The 18,561-nt window shown below is 58.0% G+C and carries 16 protein-coding genes and 1 pseudogene; 7 read left to right on the forward strand and 10 right to left on the reverse strand.

All coding sequences use genetic code 11. The annotated features are described in order from the left end of the window. Positions 1-56 precede the first annotated feature (56 nt). The 5 genes from L579_RS15290 to L579_RS15310 form a co-directional block, all read right to left on the reverse strand. A complete protein-coding gene (locus L579_RS15290) occupies positions 57-719 on the reverse strand; it encodes a DedA family protein (RefSeq protein WP_021185103.1) in 663 nt (220 codons plus the stop codon). Positions 720-752: 33 nt separating this feature from the next. Further along, positions 753-1,559, reverse strand: a complete 807-nt coding sequence (gene truA, locus L579_RS15295) for a tRNA pseudouridine(38-40) synthase TruA (protein ID WP_021185104.1) — start codon at positions 1,557-1,559, stop codon at positions 753-755. Continuing rightward, a complete protein-coding gene (locus tag L579_RS15300) occupies positions 1,559-2,569 on the reverse strand; it encodes an aspartate-semialdehyde dehydrogenase (RefSeq protein ID WP_021185105.1) in 1,011 nt (336 codons plus the stop codon). Before L579_RS15300 ends, truA begins: the two co-directional genes overlap by 1 nt. A gap of 86 nt (positions 2,570-2,655) precedes the next feature. Beyond that, on the reverse strand, positions 2,656-3,789 hold the full coding sequence (pdxB, locus tag L579_RS15305; protein ID WP_036626822.1) for a 4-phosphoerythronate dehydrogenase PdxB: 1,134 nt from the start codon (positions 3,787-3,789) through the stop codon (positions 2,656-2,658). A gap of 52 nt (positions 3,790-3,841) precedes the next feature. After that, complete coding sequence (locus tag L579_RS15310) at positions 3,842-4,621, reverse strand: AraC family transcriptional regulator (RefSeq protein WP_021185107.1); 780 nt, start codon at positions 4,619-4,621, stop codon at positions 3,842-3,844. A 95-nt stretch (positions 4,622-4,716) separates the two neighbouring features. Here L579_RS15310 and L579_RS15315 point away from each other — a divergent pair, with 95 nt between their 5' ends. Beyond that, complete coding sequence (locus L579_RS15315; protein ID WP_021185108.1) at positions 4,717-5,622, forward strand: DMT family transporter; 906 nt, start codon at positions 4,717-4,719, stop codon at positions 5,620-5,622. Here L579_RS15315 and L579_RS15320 read toward each other — a convergent pair. Together L579_RS15320 and tctD are read right to left on the reverse strand one after the other, a co-directional pair. Then, complete coding sequence (locus tag L579_RS15320; RefSeq protein WP_021185109.1) at positions 5,609-6,988, reverse strand: sensor histidine kinase; 1,380 nt, start codon at positions 6,986-6,988, stop codon at positions 5,609-5,611. The genes L579_RS15315 and L579_RS15320 overlap by 14 nt on opposite strands. Then, positions 6,979-7,650, reverse strand: coding sequence for a transcriptional regulator TctD (gene tctD, locus L579_RS15325; protein WP_021185110.1), 672 nt, complete (start codon positions 7,648-7,650; stop codon positions 6,979-6,981). Before tctD ends, L579_RS15320 begins: the two co-directional genes overlap by 10 nt. A gap of 120 nt (positions 7,651-7,770) precedes the next feature. Between tctD and L579_RS15330 the strand changes: the two genes are divergently transcribed. From L579_RS15330 to flk, 4 genes are all read left to right on the forward strand, one after another. Beyond that, the gene (locus L579_RS15330) at positions 7,771-8,748 is read left to right on the forward strand and encodes a Bug family tripartite tricarboxylate transporter substrate binding protein (RefSeq protein WP_021185111.1); all 978 of its coding nucleotides are present in this window, start codon (positions 7,771-7,773) and stop codon (positions 8,746-8,748) included. Between the two features lie 9 nt (positions 8,749-8,757). Next, positions 8,758-9,189 (forward strand): tripartite tricarboxylate transporter TctB family protein, encoded by a 432-nt coding sequence (locus L579_RS15335; RefSeq protein WP_021185112.1) that lies wholly within the window; start codon positions 8,758-8,760, stop codon positions 9,187-9,189. A gap of 12 nt (positions 9,190-9,201) precedes the next feature. Continuing rightward, complete coding sequence (locus tag L579_RS15340; RefSeq protein ID WP_021185113.1) at positions 9,202-10,710, forward strand: tripartite tricarboxylate transporter permease; 1,509 nt, start codon at positions 9,202-9,204, stop codon at positions 10,708-10,710. A 106-nt stretch (positions 10,711-10,816) separates the two neighbouring features. Beyond that, complete coding sequence (flk, locus tag L579_RS15345; RefSeq protein WP_021185114.1) at positions 10,817-11,842, forward strand: flagella biosynthesis regulator Flk; 1,026 nt, start codon at positions 10,817-10,819, stop codon at positions 11,840-11,842. A 1-nt stretch (position 11,843) separates the two neighbouring features. Here flk and L579_RS15350 read toward each other — a convergent pair whose 3' ends face one another. Next, positions 11,844-12,287, reverse strand: coding sequence for a rhodanese-like domain-containing protein (locus L579_RS15350; protein ID WP_036626826.1), 444 nt, complete (start codon positions 12,285-12,287; stop codon positions 11,844-11,846). Positions 12,288-12,373: 86 nt separating this feature from the next. On the opposite strand from L579_RS15350, the gene L579_RS15355 reads away from it, so the two are divergent. Next, on the forward strand, positions 12,374-13,813 hold the full coding sequence (locus L579_RS15355) for a MocR-like pyridoxine biosynthesis transcription factor PdxR (protein WP_021185116.1): 1,440 nt from the start codon (positions 12,374-12,376) through the stop codon (positions 13,811-13,813). Here the strand turns inward: L579_RS15355 and L579_RS15360 are convergent. Together L579_RS15360 and fabB are read right to left on the reverse strand one after the other, a co-directional pair. Next, positions 13,776-14,956, reverse strand: a pseudogene (locus L579_RS15360) (MFS transporter). The gene L579_RS15355 and the pseudogene L579_RS15360 overlap by 38 nt on opposite strands. Before the next feature lie 210 nt (positions 14,957-15,166). Then, positions 15,167-16,387 carry a beta-ketoacyl-ACP synthase I gene (gene fabB / locus L579_RS15365; RefSeq protein ID WP_021185117.1) on the reverse strand — a complete coding sequence of 407 codons (1,221 nt, stop codon included), beginning with the start codon at positions 16,385-16,387 and terminating at the stop codon, positions 15,167-15,169. 156 nt (positions 16,388-16,543) lie between these two features. Between fabB and mnmC the strand changes: the two genes are divergently transcribed. Then, positions 16,544-18,559, forward strand: coding sequence for a bifunctional tRNA (5-methylaminomethyl-2-thiouridine)(34)-methyltransferase MnmD/FAD-dependent 5-carboxymethylaminomethyl-2-thiouridine(34) oxidoreductase MnmC (gene mnmC, locus L579_RS15370; RefSeq protein ID WP_021185118.1), 2,016 nt, complete (start codon positions 16,544-16,546; stop codon positions 18,557-18,559). Positions 18,560-18,561: the final 2 nt, after the last annotated feature.

The following is an 18,561-nucleotide window of genomic DNA, read 5'->3' on the forward strand; positions in this document are numbered from 1 at the left end:
TGTCGCTCATTAAACCACAACCGCTTCTCGCTGTGGATAAAAATCTGGTTTTGGGCTTACTGGGATTTCTGCTGACGTGCCTGACGACGATGACGCCAGACTTCAATCACGCCTGGCAGGATCGACACCACGATAATCGCGACGATCAGCAGTTTCAGGTTCTCCTGCACCACCGGCAAATCACCAAACAGGTAACCGGCGTAAGAGAACAACAACACCCACAGCAGCGCACCCGCAACGTTAAAGAGCGCGAAGTGACGATAGGACATGTGTCCCATCCCTGCCACAAAGGGGGCAAAGGTTCGCACGATTGGTACAAAGCGCGCAAGTATTATGGTTTTACCACCGTGGCGCTCGTAGAACGCATGGGTCTTATCCAGATAGCTGCGGCGGAAAATCTTCGAATTGGGATTGCTGAACAGCTTCTCGCCAAACAGACGACCAATGGTGTAGTTAACGGCATCACCGAGAATGGCCGCAATCACCATCAGGGCCACCATCATATGCACATTGAGGTCATTACTCGGCAGTGCGGCCAATGCGCCAGCAACAAACAGCAAAGAATCACCCGGCAGGAACGGCGTGACCACCAGACCGGTTTCGCAGAACAGAATCAGGAACAAAATGGCATAAATCCAGATACCGTACTGCGCCACCAGTTCGGCCAAATGCACATCAATATGCAGAATAAAATCGACGATAAAATGGATGAACTCCATAAAGCCAGGCTCCTTACATCCTTCGAGTAACAATTAATCCGCGAGGAACAGTGGTCCCAGCGCAGGCTGAGGTAACGCAAAGTGGGACGGATAATCCACCGCCACCAGATACAACCCCTCGGCTCTGGCGGTCGCTGCGGCAAGGGTGCGATCTTTCGCGGCCAACAACGTTGCCATCCAGGTTTCAGGCTGATTACCGCAGCCAATTTCCATCAGGCTGCCAACGATGTTGCGCACCATATGGTGTACAAACGCATTCGCTTTGATATCCACAATCACGTACGGTCCCTGACGCGTAACGTTAAGATGCATCACATTACGCCACGGGGTACGTGACTGACACTGCACGGCGCGAAATGAGGTGAAATCATTTTCGCCCAGCAGGCATTGTCCGGCGCGCTGCATTTTTTCTGCATCCAGCGGATGATAAAAGTGCGTCACGCCGCTGCCCAAAATCGCCGGACGCAGCCGCTGGTTATAAATAACATAACGGTAGCGACGCGCTGTAGCGCTGAAACGAGCATGAAACTCATCCGGCACCGCTTTAACCCAACGCACGGCGATATCCGGCGGCAGGTTGGCATTGACGCCCAACGTCCAGGCCCCCTCGGCACGCTGTGAGGTGGTTTCAAAATGCACCACCTGCCCGGTGCCATGTACCCCGGCATCAGTACGTCCGGCGCAAAACACGCTAACCGGATGGTTAGCGACTTTCGACAGCGCTTTTTCCAGCTTTTCCTGCACGCTGCGCACTTCCTGCTGCCGCTGCCAGCCATAATAACGGCTGCCGTCGTACTCAATACCCAGCGCCAGCTTATGCGTGTTACCTTCAGACAACATTAATACAGATACTCCTGCACCAGCTTCTCAGCGGTTTTGACCGCCATCAGCGCGCCGCCGAAGCGGATGTTGTCAGCCACTGACCAGAATTGCAGCAGCTCAGGGATACCGTAATCGTTACGCACGCAGCCAACGCTCAATTCGCCGTTGCCGGACGCATCCTGCACCTGAGTCGGATAATCGCCTTCGTCGCTCAGACGGATATCCTCGGCACGCGCCAGTTCATCTCGCGCTTCTTCAGCAGACAAAGGGCGCAGATTTTCCACATGGACGATCTGCGCATTGCCGTAAAATACCGGGGCCTGCACGCTGCTCACCGCAATCGGTAAGCCTTCGTCCTGTAACACTTTGCGCACCTGATCCACCAGACGACGTTCGCTCTCCACGCTGCCGTTGCTGTCCACCTGCTGTGGCAGCAGGTTAAACGCCAGCTGACGACCATAATAATGTTCATCCGCCGGTACGCCGTTCAGCAGACGCGCGCTCTCGCCCGCCAGCGCATCCACCGCGCTCTTACCATCGCTGGAGACTGACATCAGGTTTGTTACCTGCAAACGCCCCAGACCGGCAGCATCCACCAGCGGTTTGATGGCGCTTAACAACTGGCTGACCAGGCTATCCGCCACACAGATGATGTTGCGGTTGCGGTAATCCGCCAGCACCTGGGGATTCACATCCGGCACCACCAATGGCACATCCGGCTCCAGCGCGAACAGATCGCTGCTGTCGATCACCAGGCAGCCCTGGCTGGCGGCTTCTTCGGCGTAACGCGCCGAGGCGCTGCGACCGGCAGCGAAAAACGCCAGTTGCGCCTGCGACCAGTCAAATTCCGCCGCATCTTGTACCCGCACCGAACGCCCCTCGAAACGCAGAGTTTCGCCTGCGCTGTTCTCGCTCGCCAGCAGATATATCTCACCAACCGGGAACTGGCGTTCCGCCAGCAGTTCCAGTACAGCGTTCCCTACTGCGCCTGTCGCGCCCAATAGCGCAATATTCCAGCCGTCAGACATGTTGGTTTACTCCAGACAATGACATAAAAACAGAAGGCGGTGATCTTCACCGCCCAGGAATTAAGATTTATCCCGCGAGGGACAGTTTAACTCTGCTGCAAACTGGCACGGAAACCGAGTTGATTCAGCATCGCTGCCGCCTCTGCATCATCACAGATCACCTGCAACGACGACCATTCGCGGCGCTCCTCATATTGCTTACGCAGGCGGTCAAACTCACCTGGTAGCGCAGCCACTTTACGCAGCGGCGCATCATCGCGGCGCACATCATACACCAGGTGCACCAGACGTTTCAGCGTCGGCTGATCGAGCTTGCCATGTAAGGTAATGCGACCAAACTCTGGCGCAGGCAGCAGGCTATCCAACGGCACCTGTTGCGGCTGACCGAGGAATGCGCACCAGGCTTCAAACACCTGCGTGGTACCGCGTGCCTTCCCTTCCAGGGTATAACCGGCGATATGGGCGGTGGCGATATCAACTTTATCCAGCAGGTCCAGCGACAGCTCCGGTTCCGGCTCCCACACATCCAGCACCACGCTGAGATCCTGTCGTACTTTCAATACTTCCAGCAGCGCGGCGTTATCCACCACCGGACCACGGCAGGCATTGATCAGGATGGTGTTGGGTTTCAGCGCCATCAACAGCGCAGTATCGGCCAGATGCCAGCTTTTATACGGACCGTCTTTAAACAATGGCGTGTGGAAGGTCAGGATATCCGCCTGTGCCACCACCTCATCCAGCGAGCGAAAATCTTCCGCATCGCCACGATCGGCACGCGGCGGATCGCACAACAGGGTTTTCACCCCCCAGGCCTGTAAACGTTTGTGCAGGCGGCCACCGACATTACCGACACCGACAATCCCCACGGTACGATCGCGCAGCGCAAAACCATCACGTTCCGCCAGCAACAACAGCGAGGAGAAGACATATTCCACCACCGCGATGGCGTTGCAGCCCGGTGCTGCCGAGAACGCGATTCCTGCATCAGCCAGTGAGGCCTCATCGATATGGTCGGTGCCTGCCGTCGCAGTGCCAACAAATTTCACCGGTGTTCCTGCCAGCAGCGCGGCATTAACTTTCGTGACCGAGCGCACCATCAACCCGCTGGCATCCGCCAGTTCGGCTTCCGGTAACGGACGCCCCGGCACCGCCAGCACCTCACCGGTGCGGCTAAAGAGTTCACGGGCGTACGGCATATTTTCATCGACGAGAATTTTCACCACGGCTGTCCTGTAAATTCGCAAGGGCCATATTCTGGCACAAAGCCTTTGATTAACCTAACCGGCTGCGATAGCGATCCGGTGTTGTGCCCGCCTGATGCTGAAACATCACAATCAGCGCCGAAGCGGAGCTGTAGCCCAGCTCATGGGCGATGGCCTGCACGCTGATGCCCTGCTCCAGCAGGGTGATAGCGCGTAAAAAACGCAGGCGCTGCCGCCACTCGCTAAACGACATATTCAGCTGCTGCTGACAACGTCGCGCCAGCGTACGCTCGGTGGTAAACACGCGCTTCGCCCATTGTGCCAGCGTGGTGTTATCACCGGGGTGTGCCTGCAAGGCGTGCAGGATCGGGGCGAGCAGTTTGTCATTTGAGCCAGGCAGGTAACTTTTATGTACCGGCGCAAGACGTAGCCGATCCACTAAAACCTCACACAAACGCCAGTCTGCTGCGCTGTGCGGCTGCTCCAGCTCACGCCGGGCAAACTCGTCCATAATGGCATGAACAATGGCATCAACATTGAGCAGGCAGGCCTGTTGGGGTAAGCCGTCGCACAAATCCGCCGCCAGATTGAACGTGCGGAACAGCGACTGACGATGGTTATAGCTGCTGTGGCGCTGGCCCGAAGGGATCCAGATCGGCATATCTGCTGGCGTCAGCAGGCGTTCCCCTTCCACCTCCATCTCCAATACATGGCTTTTAACGAAAATCACCTGTCCCCAAGCGTGGGCGTGCGGCAGATATTCGGTTTTAGCATTGGCCTGTTCGAAACGCATAAAGTAGCGCAGCTGCGAGGCATCGACGGGTGGCTGATACTCAACCTGTAAATTCATTCTGTCCGGTCATTAATGATTTTTGTCCGATTTTAGTTATCTGTTCTAAACCGGTCAAACGTAAACTGTTCGCGTTTACTTTCAGGAGCTGTACGATGAACTTTCTGTTTCCGCTGGTGGCGGTGTTGATTTGGTCAATCAACACCATCGTGAGCAAACTCTCCGCCGGTAGCATCGATCCTGCCGCGATCTCGTTTTATCGCTGGATTCTGGCGCTGGCGGTGTTGACCCCGTTTGCGCTACCGGGGGTCTGGCGTCATCGTCGCCAGATTGTTGCCAGTAGCGGGCGTTTACTGATACTCGGCCTGCTCGGCATGGTGCTGTATCAAAGCCTTGCCTATTATGCTGCGCACAGCGTGTCGGCGGTCATGATGGGGATTCTGGGCGCGACTATCCCACTGCTGACCATTCTGCTCAGCCTGGTGGTGTTGCGCCTGGCACCGACGCGCGGCATTTTGTTTGGCGGGCTGTTGTCGTTTGTCGGTCTGGTGTGGCTGGTAAGCGCCGGAAATCCGGCGCAACTGCTGAATCAGCGCCTCGGCAACGGGGAGTTAATGATGCTGGCGGCGTCAACCTCATACGCCTTGTACGGTGTGCTCACCAAACGTTGGGCGATCCCGTTGCCCACCTGGCAAAGCCTGTATGTGCAGATTTTCTTTGGTGTGTTGTTGCTGTTGCCCGGTTTTCTGCGCACGCCCGATGTGTCACTCAACACGCACAATATCCCACTGGTGCTGTTTGCCGGGCTGTTCGCGTCGATCATCGCCCCCTTCCTGTGGATCCTCGGCGTGCAGCGTCTGGGCGCCAGCACCACCAGCATCTTTATGAATTTTGTGCCGGTGTTCACCGCCATCATTGCCGTGTTGTTCCTGCATGAACAACTGCATGCGTATCACTGGATTGGCGGCGGCATGACGCTGGTGGGGGTGATTCTGGCACAACGCCTGCGTACGCCACTGCGCCGCGCCCGCGCCGTGACGCCACCCGTCAGCGGAAACTGATGGTCACCCGTAGCCCGCCCAACTGCGGGCTACGATCCAGCGTCAACTGCGCCCCGTGCCAGGTGCAGATATCCTTCACCAACGCCAACCCGATCCCCGCACCAGGCTGCTGCTGACCATGATCCAACCGGGAAAACGGTTGCAGCGCCTGCTGCTGGTCCGCTTCCTCAATCCCCGGACCGCTGTCTTCAATCTCCAGCCCCATCGCACTGATTCTTGCCGTGACGGTGCCGTGCGCCGGTGTGTACTTGATGGCATTATCCAGTAAATTGGCGCACAACTCCGCCAGCAGCAACACGTCGCCCTGTACCTCGAGCTGACTGGCCCCTTCATACCCCAGATCGATCTGTTTATGCCGCGCCGCCGCATAGCCGCTAAAACACGCCTGCTGCACAATCGCCGCCAGCTCAACACGCGCCATCGATTTATCTTCACCGTGGCGCGCCTTGATCTGCGCCAGTTGCAACAACCGGTCGGTTAACTGAACGGTGTCATCCAGCGTGTGGCGCATGCCTTGCAGGCTTTCGCGCCATTGCTGTGGATCGTCACTGTTCAACGCCACCCCCACCTGCGTTTTCAGAATGGTCAGCGGGGTGCGTAATTGGTGTGAAACATCAGCGCTGAAGCGTTCCTGGCGTGCCAGCAGGCCGCGTAAACGCTCCAGATGACGGTTGAAGGCGATGATTAGCGGTTGTAGCTCCGACCACGGCAGCAGCGACGGCAGCGGCGTCAGTTCACCGGGAGCACGCCGCAACACCAGTCGCGACAAGCGCCGCAGCGGCCGCAACACCTTGCGCAGGAGCCACCCCGCCAACAGCAAGGTTATCAGCACCAGAATGCTTTGGCTGATCAACGCCGTACGTAGCAAGCCTTCCGCAAAGGCATGGCGTGAATTGAGCGTCTCCGCCACCAGTACCAGCGCCATGCCCTGCACGCCCTCGTCACTAACCGGTTGCCACAGGGCAGCAACACGAATCGGTTGCAGGTGATAACGCGCGTCATAGAAATGCACCAGCGCCGGAAAAGCGTCTGAGCGCGGGGCCGTCGCGGGTAACGGGGGTAGATCATCGTAACCGGACAGCGTCTCCCCCTCTGGCGAGATCACCTGATAGAACAACTGGTCATTCATATTGCGTTCAAAGCTATCCAGCACCACCCAGGGGACATCGACGCGAATACGCTTTTCCCGCACTTCCAACCGTTCCGCAACGGTCCGTGCCGAGGCCAGCAGGGAGCGGTCGTAAGCCTGATTCGCAGCATGCAACGCGCTTTGATAGTGGGTGTAGACCGATAATCCCCACAGCAGCAACAGCGGGACCCCCAGCCACAACAACAACTCGCCGCGTAACGAGTGGATCAACCGCATTGCTGGCACTCAAGGCTGTAACCTAATCCGCGCAGCGTCACGATCGCCACATCGCTGCCCGCCAGTTTTTTGCGTACCCGATGGACATATAACTCAATCGACTCCTGACTGGCTTCATCACACAGCGTAAAGGTCTGTTCATACAGATGTTGGCGGGATACCGGATGACCCGGTCGGCGCATCAGGGTCGTCAGCACACTCGCTTCGCGTGGCGTCAGGCGCAGCGGTTTACGGTTCAACATGAAGCAGCCCTGGTTATCCCGCTCCAACTGACCAATCACCTGTGATTGCGCTAACTGCCCCTGGCCGCGCCGCAGCAAAGCGCGCAAGCGCGCCTCCAGTTCATCCAGCTCAAAAGGTTTGGTGAGATAATCATCTGCACCGGCATTCAAACCCTGCACCCGTTGCGCCAACGCGCTACGGGCAGTCAGCAGCAGAACCGGCACTTTCTGCTCACGTCGACGCAAACGCGCCAGGACTTCCAGACCATTCATCCGCGGCAACGTCACATCCAGCACCACCAACGCATACTCTTCGGTTTGCAGAACATGATCTGCCGCCACGCCATCGGCGACCCAATCTACCGCAAATCCTTTTTGCGTCAGCGCTTTTTGCAACCAACCCGCCAGCTCAACCGTGTCTTCCACCAGTAAGAGACGCATGTCACACCCCGCCATTTTTCCCGATGAATGAAAGGTAAATGAAAGGCTCGGGCCTTAACAATTCATTAACCGCGATTCTTCGGCGGGTATCACACTCTGAAACCTACTATGGAGCGACCAATGAAAAATACTATTCGCACCAGCCTCACCGCAGGCCTGCTGGTCTTGTCAATGTCGTCAGTTTTTGCCGCTGCACCAGAACGCACTGAATGTATCGCCCCCGCGAAACCGGGTGGCGGTTTTGATCTGACCTGCAAATTGTTGCAGGTGTCCCTGCAAGAAACCGGGCAAATCACCACACCAATGCGCGTGACCTATATGCCTGGTGGCGTGGGTGCCGTCGCCTATAACGCCATCATTGCCCAGCGTCCGGCAGAAGCGGGCACCCTTGTCGCCTACTCAGGGGGGTCTCTGCTTAACCTGTCACAAGGCAAGTTTGGTCGTTATTCGGTGGACGACGTGAAATGGCTGGCGGCGGTTGGCACCGATTACGGCATGGTCGCGGTGCGCGACGATGCGCCGTGGAAAACCCTCGGTGAATTGATGGAAGCAATGAAACAGGACCCCACCAAAGTGGTGGTAGGCGCTGGCGCCTCCATTGGTAGCCAGGACTGGATGAAAACCGCGCTGCTGGCGCGTGAAGCCGGTATCGATCCCCGCAAAATGCGTTATGTCGCCTTTGAAGGCGGTGGTGAGCCCGTCACGGCGTTGCTCGGCAACCATATCCAGGTGGTCTCCGGCGATATGAGCGAAATGGTACCCCATTTGCAGGGTGGCAAAATGCGTGTTCTGGCCGTGATGGCTGACAAACGTTTGCCGGGCGAACTGGCGCAAATCCCCACCGCCAGAGAACAGGGCTTCAACGTTGAATGGCCGATTATCCGTGGTTACTACCTGGGGCCAAAAGTGAGCGATGCCGATTATCAATGGTGGGAGGATGCGTTCAAAAAGCTGGTGACCACCAAAGAGTTCCAGCAGCAGCGTGATATGCGCGGCCTGTTTGAGTTCAACATGTTTGGCAGCGAGTTAGACGCGTATGTAAAAAAACAGGTCGCCACCTATCGTGAACAGGCTAAATCGTTCGGTCTGGCGAAATAAGGGGGCAATATGAGCGATCGTATTTTTGCCTCCGTCTGGCTGTTGCTGTGTATCGCCGGGTTGTTTATCGCCTGGCAGATTCAAAGCGAATACAGCTACGAACCGGTCGGGCCCCGCCCCTTCCCGATGCTGCTGCTCGGCCTGATGGCCTTGTGTTCGGTGTTGATGCTGTTGCGCCAACCGGATGCCATACATTGGCCCGCGCCAGCCACACTGAGAAAACTTATTGTCCTGTGTCTGATGTTGATGCTGTATGGCTGGCTGTTTGAACGTATGGGGTTTGCCCTCTGCACCACCCTGTTGACCTTCGGCATCGGTCTGCTGTTTGGCGCACGCTGGTGGGCAGCGGTGATTTCTGGTGGCGTGATGGGCATCGCGCTGTTTTACGCCTTCGATCATCTGCTGGATGTCACGCTGCCGGTCGGCAGTTGGTTCAGTTAACGGGAGATTATGATGGATACCTGGTATTTTCTGATGCAGGGTTTCGCCGTCGCCATGACGCCGGAAAACCTGATGATCGCCCTGATCGGCTGCTTTATCGGCACCATTGTCGGACTGCTGCCGGGACTTGGGCCAATTAACGGCGTGGCGATTCTGATGCCATTGGCGTTTGCCCTGCACTTACCGGCGGAATCGGCGCTGATCCTGCTGGCGACGGTGTATATCGGCTGTGAATACGGCGGTCGCATCTCGTCGATTCTGCTGAATGTGCCGGGCGATGCCGGAGCGATTATGACTGCGCTGGATGGCTATCCCATGGCGCAACAGGGCAAAGCCGGGGTGGCGCTGTCGATTTCGGCCGTCAGTTCGTTTGTTGGCTCCACCATCGCCATCATCGGCATCATCCTGTTCGCCCCTTTGCTGGCAAACTGGTCGCTGGCCTTTGGTCCGGCGGAGTATTTCGCCTTGATGGTGTTCGCTATCGCCTGCCTCGGCAGCATGATGAGCCACAACCCACTGAAGTCGTTCCTCGCCGCGTTGATGGGATTGGGAATGGCAACAGTGGGCGTTGATGCCAACACCGGCGTCTATCGCTTCACCTTCGACAGCGTGCATCTCTCCGACGGTATTCAATTCGTGGTGGTGGTGATTGGCCTGTTCTCGGTGAGCGAAATTCTGCTGATGCTGGAATCCACCAGCAGCGGTCAGAAGATGGTGCGCGCCAGCGGCCGGATGCTGTTCAACATGAAAGAGGCGGCGATGTCGACCGGAGCGACCCTGCGTGCCTCTTTTATCGGCTTCTTTGTCGGCGTGTTACCCGGTGCCGGAGCAACCATTGCCAGCGCCATCGCCTACATGACCGAGAAAAAGATCAGCGGCAGCGATCAGTTTGGTAAAGGGGACATTCGCGGCGTGGCCGCCCCGGAAGCGGCCAATAACGCCTCGGCCTGCGGTTCGTTTATCCCGATGCTGACGCTGGGCATTCCCGGTTCCGGCACCACGGCGGTGATGGTCGGCGCGCTGACGTTGTACAACATCACCCCCGGTCCGGCGATGTTCACCGAGCAGCCGGATATTGTCTGGGGATTGATCGCCGCGCTGCTGATTGGCAACGTGATGTTGCTGATTATGAACATCCCGATGATTAACCTGTTCGCGCGCATGCTGACCATTCCGCTGTGGTTTTTGGTGCCGGCGATTGCGGCAATTTCCGCGGTGGGCGTCTATGCGGTGCACAGTACCACCTTTGACTTACTGTTGATGGTGGGGCTGGGGATTTTTGGTTACATCCTGCGCAAGATGGATTTCCCGATGTCACCGTTGATCCTTGGCTTTGTGCTGGGGGAGATGCTGGAGCAAAACCTGCGACGCGCGTTGTCGATCAGCAACGGCAACCTGCCGATTCTGTGGGAAAGCCTGATCTGCAAAGTGCTGCTGGTGTTGGCCGTGGCGGTGCTGATCGTTCCCCCCATCTGGAAACGCTGGCGACGTAAACGTGTGAAACTGGTCGAGGTAAAATAATTCCCTGCCCTCTGCTGCCCCCGTGGATTTCCCGGGGGCATTTGCTATCATATGGCCTCGTTTTTCCGGCGCACCCGGATCTGACTCGGTTTTCAAGGATTCCGCCATGCAACCTATTAGCGGTCCCGGTGTGCCCGCGGGCGATCGTTCCCCTCTCACCAACGCAACTGGCCGTCCCGGTGGCCCCGCTGGCGAGCAGCCATTAAGCCCTGCCCAGCGCACCACACTGGAACGTCTGATTGTGCGTATCATGTCGCTCAGCACCCTGAAAGCCCCGGAACTGTGGGCTGGCGTCCGTCATGAAGTTGGCGTAAAGAATGATGCGGAACTGCAATCGCGCCATTTTCCCGCTGCTGAGCAGCATCTCAACAGCCGCCTGACGCAAGTGCAGGACAGCCACGCCACGCGCCAGCTGTTGCAACAATTGCTGGAAAAACTGCCGCAGGGTAATAACCGTCAGGCGGTGAGCGACTTTATCCGCCAGCAGTTTAATCAGACGGTGCTGAGTGCGTTGTCGCCGGATCAATTGCGTCAGGTGCTGACCATGTTGCAAAACGGTCAGATGGCCATCCCGCAGCCGCAACAAACGCGCAGCAGCGATCGCACCCTGCTGCCGGCTGAGCATCAGGCGCTGAATCAGCAAGTAACGCGTCTTGCCGCCAGTACCGGCGAATCGCCGGTTAAAGTGCTGGAAGATGTGCTGAAACTGGTGAATCTGAAGAGTGGCGACCCGATCCCGTCACGTCACTTCCCACTGCTGACGCAATATTTACAGGTGCGGCAAACGTTGAGCCAACAGAGCGCACCAACGCTGCACATGCTGGAAAGCTCGCTCAAACAGCCGTTAACCCCCAGCGAACAACGCCTGCTGGAGGATTACAGCCAACAACGTTTCCAGGCCACACCGCAGATGGTACTGACCCCGGCGCAAACCCAGGACTTACTGAATCTGCTGTTCAGCCGTCGCGCCGAGAAAAACCTGGAACAGCCGCTGGCTGGCAGCGAACTGCGCCCTCAACCGATCTGGGCGCCGTGGGTTAGCCAACTGCCTGCGCCGCTGGCGCAGCGCCCGGCGTTGACCCTGAGCCTGGCGCTGGTGGTGTTTATTTTCCTGCTATGGGTTTTTCTGTGATTTAACAGCCGCACGATGCAGCCGGTGCCGCCGCAGGCCATTCGCCCGGCGCACTGCCCCATGCCATCGGGTGACCATCACGTTTCCAGAAATCCAGCCCGCCAATCAGTTCCTTCACCTGAAAGCCTAATGCCGCCAGCTTCAGCGCCGCCCTGGTCGAGCCATTGCAGCCAATGCCGTCGCAATAGGTGATGTAGACTTTTTGCCGATCCAGATGCGCGGTGGTGGCGGCGTTGATCGTGCGGTGCGGGAACGAGATCGCGCCACAAAGATGCCCGGCCTGATACACCGCATCCGATCGGGCATCAAACACCACGATCGCCTCACAACCGTTCGCCATATCTTCGGCTAAGTCCCAGGCGTCGGTGTAATACGCCAGCTTATGTTGCAGATACGCCAGGCTGGCAGAGGGGCTGGCCGGGGGGAAGGCTAAGACAGATGACATCGTATTCTCCTGCTTTGAATTTCCTTCAGTGTAAGGCAAAGTGGTCTGCATATTGATACCACTTTTCATCAGACGATAAGACCACAATGACCTCTTCACCTCTGCTGACCCTGTTCAGCCATCAAAGCCAGGGCGGTCTGCGCGATCGGTTATGTGGCACGCTGCGTCAGGCAATTGCCAGCGGTCATCTGCGCTACGGCCAGAAAGTCCCTTCCAGCCGCCAGCTCGCCACTGACCTCGGCCTCTCCAGGGTGACGGTCGAAGCCGCCTATGCCCAACTGGAGAGTGAAGGTTATCTGCAACGCCATAGTGGACGCGGTACGTTTGTCGCGATTGCCATGCCACAGCGCGCACCGACCGTCCAGCCGCGCAACGGCCTGCGTTTCTCGGCGCGCGGCAGCCAGGTGCTGGCGACCGGGGGTTGTCAGGACCCGCCCTTTCCCCACGCTTTTGCCGCTGGTTCACCGGAATTGCGCGCCTTTCCGCATACGCAGTGGCGGCGTATCAGCGCCAGCGTGCAACGTTCACTCGCCAGCAAAGTCATGGGCTATGGCGATCCCTGCGGTTATGCTCCGCTGCGGCAGGCACTGGCCGATTATCTGGCGCTGTCACGCGGAGTACGCTGTAGCGCCGAACAGGTGTTGATTCTGACCAGCTCACAACAGGCGCTGCAACTGCTGGCATTGATGTTTCTGGATAGCGGCGACGATGTCTGGCTGGAGGAGCCGGGCTATCCCGGTGCTCGGAATGCGTTTCTCGCTGCCGGAGCCCGCTGTCGGGCGATGCCGTTGGATGAAGCCGGAGCCGTGCCACTCGAGGGCAGCGCAAAGCTGGTCTATCTCACCCCGTCACACCATTATCCGACCGGGACACCGATGAGTCTGGCGCGCCGCCTTGCATGGCTGGCCTGGGCGCGTCAGCAGGATAGCTGGTTGATTGAGGATGATTACGACAGCGAATTTCACTACGACGAACGCCCTCAACCCGCGTTACAGGGGCTGGAAGCGGATAGCCGGGTAATCAGCCTTGGCACCTTTTCCAAAACCTTGTTTCCTTCGCTGCGTCTGGCGTGGATGGTGGTGCCTCCTGCATTGGTAGATGCGCTGGGCCGCGCGCGTAGCGTATTGGATGGACACAGCGCGTTGCTTCCGCAGGCGATCACCGCCGAATTTATCCAGCAGGGACATTTCGCCAGCCATTTGCGCCTGATGCGCCAGTTGTACCACAGCCGTCGTGATGTGCTGTTGCAACAACTCACCACACGCTGCGCCCCCTGGCTGACACCGTTGCCAGCAGCGGGCGGTTTACAACTGACGGTGCGGTTATTGCAGGGGGATGAAGCAGCATTAACCGCTCAGGGACAAGCGCAGGGATTGTTGCTGCCGCGCCTGTCCCCGCTCTATGCCGGACAGACGCGGCAGCCGGGTTGGATATTGGGTTTTGCCGCGCTGACGCCCGGCGAGATCGTCAGCGCCTGTGACAAGCTGGTTACGCTGCTGTCGCGCTGCGGGCAAAACGCCAGGTGACCACGATACCCAGCACCGCACAACAGGCACCCGCCGCATAGACCGAGCCGTAGCCCAGCGCCGTTGCCAGCAAACCGGTCAACGGACCGCTGGCCCCGTAAGCGATATCCTGAAACGCAGAGAAACCACCCAGCGCGGTGCCGCGAATCTGCGGTGAGACGCGTTTTATCACCTCAACACCCAGTGCCGGGAAGATCAGCGAACAACCGCTGCCAGTTAACGCAGCGCCCAGCAGGGCTACCCAGCCCTGTCCGGCCAGTGCCAACAGCGTCAGACCCGCGGCTTCAACCAACAGCGAGACCATCGCCACCCGCACTCCGCCGTGGCGGTCCGGCAGGCCGCCAAAGAACACCCGCACCAGCACAAAAGCACAACCAAAGGCGGTGAGTGCCAGACCGGCATTGCCCCACTGCTGGGCGGCAAAGTACAACGAGGTAAAGGTGCCGATCACCGCAAAGCCGGTGCCCTGCAACGCCAGCGCCAGCCCAGGCTGAAAGATGGTTTTCACCACACTAAACAGCGAAGGTCGTTCCCCGCCCATCACCGGTACCGGGGCAATCCAGCTATTTAATGCCAGCGCCAGTAACGGCAACAACAGCGCCCCCCCCCCAGTGCGGCAAATCCGGCATATTGATGAACCAGCAACCCAAGCGGCGCACCGGCGGCCAGCGACCCATAAATCGCCATACCATTCCACGACATCACCAGTCCGGATCGCCGACTGCCAACCAATCCCATGCCCCAGGTGAGATTACCCGTCAGCAGCAGGCTTTCACCAAAACCGAGCAGCAGACGGCCAATCGCCAACAGGCCAAACTTTGCCCACGGCGACACCGGCAACAGCGCTGCCGCCAGATAGGCCACGCCGACCAGCGCAATGGCGATCATGCCATGTTGGGTTGTGAGCTTGGCACCGTGCTGATCGGCCCGCCGTCCGGCAAAACTGCGTGTCAGCAAGGTGGCAAAGAACTGAATCCCCACCGCCACGCCAACCATGACGTTGTTCATGCCCAGCTCCTGGTGGACATACAGCGGGATGACCGGCAGCGCGAGCCCCGCCGTCAGATAAGTGAGAAACACCGCAAAGGAGGTGCAGGCTAAAGGAAACACAGATTGCGTCTGCGCATCGGCAGCAGTAGACATAATGGACGTAACTCCTTGTTCTGAGACGTGCCATGCAGGCGAAAACCAGACACACGCACGTCTTCTGTGATTAACAGAAACGGGTGCGTTGGTTAACGTGAACGCTTACGTATTACGCGATGAGGGGATAGATTGTGGCAAGCGAAACGGAGAATGTCAAAACAGCGAGGGCCGGATTAACCGGCCCTCGTGGCATTCAGATACTGAATCTTATGCGTGATATTTACGCATCGTCAGGGTGGCGTTGGTGCCACCAAAACCGAAGCTGTTGGACATCACGGTGGTCAACGCTTTTTCCGTCGGCTGAGTAACGATGTTCATGCCTTTCGCCGCGTCATCCAGCTCTTCCACGTTGATGCTTGGTGCGATGAAGCTGTGCTCCAGCATCAGCAGGGTGTAGATCGCTTCCTGCACGCCCGCCGCACCCAGTGAGTGACCGGTCATGGCTTTGGTAGCGGAGATGTACGGCGTGTTGTCACCGAACACTTCACGAATCGCACCCAGCTCTTTCACATCACCAACCGGGGTAGAAGTACCGTGGCTGTTGAGGTAGTCGATCGGGGTATCAAGACCCTGCATCGCCATCTTCATGCAGCGCACTGCGCCTTCGCCTGACGGGGCGACCATATCCGCGCCATCAGAAGTTGCGCCGTAGCCAACGATTTCGGCATAGATATGCGCGCCACGCGCCAGTGCGTGCTCCAGCTCTTCAACCACCACCATACCGCCGCCGCCAGCGATAACGAAACCATCACGGTTCGCATCATAAGTACGGGAGGCTTTTTCCGGGGTTTCGTTGTATTTGGTGGAGAGTGCGCCCATCGCATCGAACTCACAGGCCATTTCCCAGCTCAGCTCTTCGCCGCCGCCAGCAAATACCACATCCTGTTTACCCAGTTGAATCTGCTCAACCGCGTTACCGATGCAGTGTGCCGAGGTAGCACAGGCGGAGCTGATTGAGTAGTTAACACCGTGGATTTTGAACGGTGTTGCCAGACAAGCGGAAACGCCAGAGGCCATCGCTTTGGTCACCACGTACGGGCCAACGGCTTTCAGACCACGCGGGCTACGCATCGCGTCAGCACCGAACACCTGGAAACGCGGAGAACCGCCGCCAGAACCGGCGATCAGACCCACGCGCGGGTTGCTCTGATACTGCTCTTCAGTCAGGCCAGAATCTTTGATCGCTTCGGCCATAGAAAGGTAAGCGTAAATAGAGGCATCACTCATAAAACGCACGATTTTGCGATCGATAAGCCCGTTCGTATCCAGTTTTACATTACCCCATACGTGGCTGCGCATACCGGCTTCTTTCATCTCTTCGGAGAAAGTAATGCCAGAACGGCCTTCACGCAGAGATGCCAGCACCTCTTGCTGGTTATTACCAATGCTGGAAACGATACCCAGGCCAGTAATCACTGCACGTTTCATTCAAATAGTCCTCATTCCACTTCTTTTGGATTGACGTGCACTCTAGCTTACAGTTGTAAGCTGAACAAGTCCGATCAGCCATTTCCTTTTGTAAATTTGCGTCATGTGACGGCACTCGCTAAAATCACGCCACTGCCTGAAAAATGAGCCTTTCCCTTGAAGTTATCCCCGGTTGAACACGCACAACTGAACTGGAACGAACAGGGTACACCTGTTTCGCAAGCCTTCGACGACGTTTATTTCTCCAACGACAATGGTCTGGAGGAGACTCGCTATGTGTTTCTCGATGGCAATGGCCTGCCGCAACGCTTCCACGATCACGATCGCGACCTGTTTATCGTGGCGGAAAGCGGCTTTGGCACCGGGCTTAACTTCCTGACCTTATGGCAAGCATTCGACCATTTTCGCCGCCAGCACCCAACAGCCCACCTGAAACGCCTGCACTTTATCAGCTGTGAGAAATTCCCGCTGACGCAGCAGGATCTGGTCGCAGCGCATGCGCACTGGCCAGAACTTCACCCCTGGGCCGAACTGTTGCAGCAGCAATGGCCCGCGCCATTGCCGGGTTGCCAGCGTCTGCTGTTTGGCGGCGGTGAGGTCACCCTGGACCTGTGGTTAGGCGATATTAACGCGCTAATTGATACCTTTGATGACAGTCTGCATCGTCAGGTAGATGCGTGGTTCCTCGATGGCTTCGCCCCGGCGAAAAATCCGGAGATGTGGACAGCAGGATTATTTGCCGCGATGGCACGCATGGCACGTCCTGGCGGTACGCTGGCGACCTTCACCTCGGCCGGTTTTGTGCGTCGCGGTTTGCAGGAGGCGGGTTTTCACGTCAGCAAACGCAAAGGTTTTGGTCATAAACGCGAGATGCTGACCGGCCAACTCCCTGATGCCCCCGCCCTGCCTCAGCGCCAGCCCTGGTATGCACGCCCGCAGGCGGCGGGCCAGGAGGTGGCGTTGATTGGCGGTGGCGTCGCCAGCGCGGTACTGGCGCTGGCGCTGTTGCGCCGTGGCTGGCACGTCACCCTTTATTGTGCCGATGCCGCGGCCGCGCTGGGTGCATCCGGTAATCGTCAGGGAGCGCTGTATCCGCTGCTCAATCAGCATGATCCGGCGCTGGCTAACTTTTTCCCCGCCGCATTCAGCTTTGCCCGCCGTATCTATGATGCACTGCCGGTGGCGTTCGAACATGACTGGAGCGGCGTGCTGCAACTCGGTTGGGACGAGAAAAGTGCTGACAAAATCGCTCAGATGCTGAGTATGGGGCTACCGCACGACATCGCTTACGGTGTTAATAAGGAAGCAGCAGAAGCGCTGGCAGGCGTTGAGCTGGGCATGGGCGGTATTTACTACCCGCACGGTGGCTGGCTGTCACCGTCAGAATTGACCAGCAACCTGCTTGAATACGCGCAAATGCTGGGATTACGCGTGCACTGGCTGCATCGTGTGACCCGGCTGACATCGCAGGATGACGGCTGGACACTGAGTTTTGCTGAACAGCACGATGTCCGGCATCAACAGGTGGTGCTGGCAAATGGTCACGCGTTGCTGGATATTGAGCAGAGCCAGGATCTACCGGTGTATGCGGTGGCGGGCCAGGTCAGCCATGTGCCGACCCACCCGGCGTTGGGCGCATTACGCAGCGTGTTGTGCTATGACGGTTATCTCACGCCGGTCAGTCCAAATTATGCGACCCACTGTATCGGGGCCAGCTACCATCGTGGCGATACCGCGACGGATTACCGTGCCGATGATCAATTGGAAAATCGTCAGCGATTGATCAATTGCCTGCCTGGCGTCGACTGGCCTGAAAAAGTCGACGTCAGCGGCAGCGAGGCGCGTATCGGCGTTCGATGCGCCACGCGTGACCATCTACCGATGGTCGGTAGCGCGCCGAACTATGACGCCACCCTGACGCAGTACGCCACGCTGGCAGAAAAGCGGGCACGCGGGGAAACTATCGCCACCGCGCCGTTGTACCCGGGATTATTTGTGCTGGGGGCGTTGGGGTCGCGCGGTTTGTGCAGCGCACCGTTGGCCGCAGAAGTGCTGGCGGCACAGATGAGTGGCGAGCCGCAGCCGCTGGATGTCACTACCCTGGCGGCATTGAATCCGAATCGCTACTGGGTGAGGAAACTGCTGAAAGGGAAGAAGGCAGGACGCCCGTAACA

The organism is Pantoea sp. AS-PWVM4, from assembly GCF_000468095.1.
GTDB lineage: Bacteria > Pseudomonadota > Gammaproteobacteria > Enterobacterales > Enterobacteriaceae > Pantoea > Pantoea phytobeneficialis.

Coding starts and splice junctions, on each gene's coding strand:
- L579_RS15290 (WP_021185103.1), bottom strand. CDS start 719: ATGGAGTTCATCCATTTTATCGTCGATTTTATTCTGCATATTGATGTG.
- truA (WP_021185104.1), bottom strand. CDS start 1,559: ATGTTGTCTGAAGGTAACACGCATAAGCTGGCGCTGGGTATTGAGTAC.
- L579_RS15300 (WP_021185105.1), bottom strand. CDS start 2,569: ATGTCTGACGGCTGGAATATTGCGCTATTGGGCGCGACAGGCGCAGTA.
- L579_RS15310 (WP_021185107.1), bottom strand. CDS start 4,621: ATGAATTTACAGGTTGAGTATCAGCCACCCGTCGATGCCTCGCAGCTG.
- L579_RS15315 (WP_021185108.1), top strand. CDS start 4,717: ATGAACTTTCTGTTTCCGCTGGTGGCGGTGTTGATTTGGTCAATCAAC.
- L579_RS15320 (WP_021185109.1), bottom strand. CDS start 6,988: ATGCGGTTGATCCACTCGTTACGCGGCGAGTTGTTGTTGTGGCTGGGG.
- tctD (WP_021185110.1), bottom strand. CDS start 7,650: ATGCGTCTCTTACTGGTGGAAGACACGGTTGAGCTGGCGGGTTGGTTG.
- L579_RS15330 (WP_021185111.1), top strand. CDS start 7,771: ATGAAAAATACTATTCGCACCAGCCTCACCGCAGGCCTGCTGGTCTTG.
- L579_RS15335 (WP_021185112.1), top strand. CDS start 8,758: ATGAGCGATCGTATTTTTGCCTCCGTCTGGCTGTTGCTGTGTATCGCC.
- L579_RS15340 (WP_021185113.1), top strand. CDS start 9,202: ATGGATACCTGGTATTTTCTGATGCAGGGTTTCGCCGTCGCCATGACG.
- flk (WP_021185114.1), top strand. CDS start 10,817: ATGCAACCTATTAGCGGTCCCGGTGTGCCCGCGGGCGATCGTTCCCCT.
- L579_RS15350 (WP_036626826.1), bottom strand. CDS start 12,287: ATGTCATCTGTCTTAGCCTTCCCCCCGGCCAGCCCCTCTGCCAGCCTG.
- L579_RS15355 (WP_021185116.1), top strand. CDS start 12,374: ATGACCTCTTCACCTCTGCTGACCCTGTTCAGCCATCAAAGCCAGGGC.
- fabB (WP_021185117.1), bottom strand. CDS start 16,387: ATGAAACGTGCAGTGATTACTGGCCTGGGTATCGTTTCCAGCATTGGT.